At 61.8% G+C, this 3,727-nt stretch carries 4 protein-coding genes; 3 read left to right on the plus strand and 1 reads right to left on the minus strand.

Annotated elements, in window-relative coordinates; translation table 11 throughout:
• Positions 1–240 precede the first annotated feature (240 nt).
• Positions 241–1,056: a sulfotransferase gene (locus Q8O35_RS08360; protein WP_305572196.1), complete on the minus strand. Its 816-nt coding sequence runs from the start codon at positions 1,054–1,056 to the stop codon at positions 241–243.
• Positions 1,057–1,243: 187 nt separating this feature from the next.
• Here Q8O35_RS08360 and cysC point away from each other — a divergent pair, with 187 nt between their 5' ends.
• The 3 genes from cysC (at position 1,244) to Q8O35_RS08375 (ending at position 3,591) form a co-directional block, all read left to right on the plus strand.
• A complete protein-coding gene (cysC, locus tag Q8O35_RS08365; protein ID WP_305572197.1) occupies positions 1,244–1,777 on the plus strand; it encodes an adenylyl-sulfate kinase in 534 nt (177 codons plus the stop codon).
• A 115-nt stretch (positions 1,778–1,892) separates the two neighbouring features.
• Positions 1,893–2,642, plus strand: a complete 750-nt coding sequence (locus Q8O35_RS08370; protein ID WP_305572198.1) for an N-acyl homoserine lactonase family protein — start codon at positions 1,893–1,895, stop codon at positions 2,640–2,642.
• A 151-nt stretch (positions 2,643–2,793) separates the two neighbouring features.
• A complete protein-coding gene (locus Q8O35_RS08375; protein ID WP_305572199.1) occupies positions 2,794–3,591 on the plus strand; it encodes a DUF169 domain-containing protein in 798 nt (265 codons plus the stop codon).
• The last annotated feature ends 136 nt before the right edge of the window (positions 3,592–3,727 follow it).

Genomic DNA, 3,727 nt, shown 5'->3' on the forward strand with positions numbered 1-3,727 from the left:
CCGGTCAGATCCGCGGCCAGAGCGGGCTTGCTGACGGCAAGGGTCAGGCAGAGGGCAGTGGAGACGAGCAGGCGTTTCATAGGGCTCCAGGTTTGGCAAATTTTGTTGTTCCACCATGCCCCGATCAGGAGCCATGAAGAAACATGAAATACTTAACAATACCCATAAACAATTGTCAACCACCCAAATCGTCTTTCCTGTAGCAAATGCTGTCCTGCGGTTGCCCCTTCACCAACACGATCAAAGGATCGTCACGCCCCGCACGTTGAGTTCGGGCTGCTGCCAGAAATTTGCCGGGGCCAGCCGGGCCGAGATGTCTGGAGGCAGGACGGACTGCCGCTCGCGGTATTCCACTTTCTCGCGCACCTTGTGCAGGCCAGGCATGCCCAGGTTGGCGTCAAAGTCCGGCTCGTCATAAATGACCTTGTTCAGATTGTGCTCAAAGGGCGTTTCTCCAAGCTCCGCATAGAGGCGCTCCAGGGTCTGCTTTGGCTCGCGGGCCAGGGTGTCGTAGGGCACCACGATGAGCCGGGAGGCGAAGTCGCCGAACCAGGCCTCGCGCAGGGCGCTCAGGGCTCGGCCGATGAGCCCGGAGTCGGCGTTCATGAGGGTTTCCGCGCGGGCGTAGATGGAGTTGCCCGGCTGATAGTCGAAAATGCGCGAGAGCTGCAGCGGGTTCTTTTGCAGCATCCGCTCCACGCTGTCGATGATCCAGGCCACGTCGCGCACGCAGCAGATGATGCGCGCCCCGGGGTACATGGTATCCAGCAGCGCCATCCTGGCGGTCCACACCCGGTTGGTGTCGAAGATCACGCGACCGGTGGCATCCTCTCCGTAATAGCTATCGAAGACGCCCTTCAGCATGGTCTTGCGGCGCGCATCGTCGAAGAACACGCCGAACTCGCCGCCGCACATCCCCTCATGCATGGCGGTGCACAACGAGGCCACAGGGCTGGTCATGGCAGCGGTGAAGCGGGGATTCTGGCGCAAAAGGGCGCAGAGCAGGGTTGAGCCCGACCTGGGCAGACCAGAAATAAAGTGGATGTTGAAGATCATGCTGTCCCCTTGCGCGTTGCTGCCCTGGTTATTCCGCCTTGACCACGGCGGTGTTTCGACCCATAGAAAAACTGCATGAGAAACCGCACTTCTGCTACCCTTGGAGAGTTTTACTGTCAACGGACTCAGCGAAATCTGGCAATGGACAAGGGCTTTTCGCCCTGCCTTCCAATCGCATCAGAGGAGCATGCACTTGAACCGCTTCCCCGCAGGCGTCTACTGGTTCACAGGCCTTTCCGGCTCCGGCAAAACCACCTTGAGCCTTGCCGTCGCGGAACGACTTGCGGCCGCAGGGCGCAATTGCCTTGTGCTGGATGGGGACGCGTTGCGGGCGGGATTGTGCGCAGACCTTGGCTTCTGCGCCGAAGACAGGCGCGAGAACATCCGCCGCGCCGGGGAGATGGCCCGCCTTGCCGCCTTGCAGAATCACGTCTGCCTGTGCGCATTCATCACGCCATACCAGGACATGCGCGCACAGCTGCGGGAACGTCTGGGCGGCCTGTACCACGAGATATATCTGCGCTGCCCCATTGCCGCCTGCATGGAGCGCGATCCCAAGCAAAACTACCGCAAGGCCAGGCAGGGCGACATACAGGGATACACCGGACTGGACGCCCCTTATGAACCGCCCACCGACCCCGACCTGTGCATCGAGACGGCTCGGCACCCCGTTGATACCTGCGTGCAGACGATCATGGAATTCATCATGAATTCAAAGTAATCCGGGAGCATGCGCTGACGTTTAACCAAGCATCTTGCCCGCCGCCGAACCCTCTGCTATATTCCCCGCCGATCCGCAGGATATACAGACAGCACCCACAGCACAGGAGGAACGCATGCCCCAATTCGTCATCCACCCCATCGTTATGGGCACGAAGATTTTCGACCATGGCATGATGACCTACCAGCACGCCTACGGCAAGCCGTACACCATTCCCATCTACTGCTGGTATCTGGAGGGCGGCGACAAGAAGATCCTGGTGGACACCGGCGAGATGCAGCCCATCATCAGCCCGGAGCGCGAGGCCGCCATCGGCGGAAAAATCCACACATTCGAGTCCGGCCTGGCCCAGTACGGCCTGAAGCCCGAGGACATCGACATCGTCATCCACACCCACCTGCACAACGACCACTGCGAAAACGACTACAAGTGCGTCAATGCGCGCATCTACGTGCACGAGGCCGAGCTCAGGCACATTCACGACCCGCACCCGCTGGATTACCGTTACCTGGAAGACTACATCACCGACGTGGAGGAGAACGGCCAGCTCGAGGTGCTCAGCGGCGACGCGGAAATCGTGCCCGGCGTGCGCGTGATGCACACCCCGGCACACACCGAGGGCGGGCTCACCGTGCTCATCGACACGGCGAAGGGCGTGGCCGCCATCACCGGGTTCTGCGTCATCATGGACAACCTGACCCCGCCCAAGGAGGTCAAGGCCATGGAGATGGAGGTCATCCCCTGCGGCACGGTGGTGAACGCCTACCAGGCCTATGACGTCATGCTGAAGGTGAAGCAGGCGGCGGACATCCTGCTGCCGCTGCACGAGCCTCGCTTTGCGGCGACCCCTACAATACCGGAATAGGACGCACTCCCCGGCGAAGGGGCATTTAATCCCAACCCAAGTACGCATTGACGCACCACATAGACAGGATTAATTACCACCAGCCGGAACGACCCGGCCCGCCGCTCCCCGTGCGGTATGAAGCCAGCAGCCGGAATCAAAAGGAGTATCCATGTCCGCCCCCGACTTCGTGAAAATGCAGGAACTGCTCATGCGCGAGCTCCGGCTCATGCATTACCCAGTGGCCATTAAGTATTTCTTCAATCAGGCCGAGCTGGACGCCTTCCGCAAGGACCAGCCCCACTACTCTCCCGTGAAGCCGCTGACCTTCTGCCAGGCCGAGATCGGCGCGCGCATGGAAGGCATCACCGTGCTGCTGGAGCGCGAGAAGCTGGGCTGCACCAACGCCCAGTTCGTGTTCGGCTGGAAAGGGCTGGATGAAGGCGAGGCGAAGAGCCACATCAAGTACTGTGTCGACGCCGACCAGGCCAAGCGCGTGGTGGCAGGCAAGCCCAGGCTGCCCGAAAACACTCTGCTGGCCGTGGCCGTCGGCCCCCTGGCCATGACCGTAGGCACGCCGGATGTTGTGCACTTCTATTGCGACAACATGCAGGCCTACCACATTCTGGGCGACTGGATGGCCACCCAGGACGTGCATCCCTTCCGCCCGTCCATGAGCGTGAACTCCGCCGCCTGCGGCGGCAACGTCTTCGCTTACAACGAAAAGCAGGCCAATCTGTTCCTGGCTTGCAGCGGCAGCTACAACGCGGGCAAGACCGAGCGCGGCGAGATCAACGTGGCCATTCCGGGCGGGCACATGCAGCCCCTGGTTGAGCGTCTGCAGAAGCGCATCGACGAAAAGGGCGGGGCGTCCATCACCCGCCTCGGCGAGCCCTTCCCCGGTGCGGACATCTGCAAGAACTGCCCGCTCATCGTGTTCAAGAAGGAAGGCGAGGCAGACAAGGCCTAGTCTCCACCCCACGCCATTGCACAGGGCCGGACTTCCGCGATGGAGGTCCGGCCCTTTTGCGCATCAGCGCTTAGCGACCACCGCCGCCGCCACCGCCGCCACCGCCACCGCCGCCGCCGCCGCCGCCGCCGCCGCC

It is taken from the genome of Humidesulfovibrio sp. (assembly GCF_030689645.1).
GTDB lineage: Bacteria > Desulfobacterota > Desulfovibrionia > Desulfovibrionales > Desulfovibrionaceae > Humidesulfovibrio.

Coding starts and splice junctions, on each gene's coding strand:
- Q8O35_RS08370 (WP_305572198.1), top strand. CDS start 1,893: ATGCCCCAATTCGTCATCCACCCCATCGTTATGGGCACGAAGATTTTC.
- cysC (WP_305572197.1), top strand. CDS start 1,244: ATGCACTTGAACCGCTTCCCCGCAGGCGTCTACTGGTTCACAGGCCTT.
- Q8O35_RS08360 (WP_305572196.1), bottom strand. CDS start 1,056: ATGATCTTCAACATCCACTTTATTTCTGGTCTGCCCAGGTCGGGCTCA.
- Q8O35_RS08375 (WP_305572199.1), top strand. CDS start 2,794: ATGTCCGCCCCCGACTTCGTGAAAATGCAGGAACTGCTCATGCGCGAG.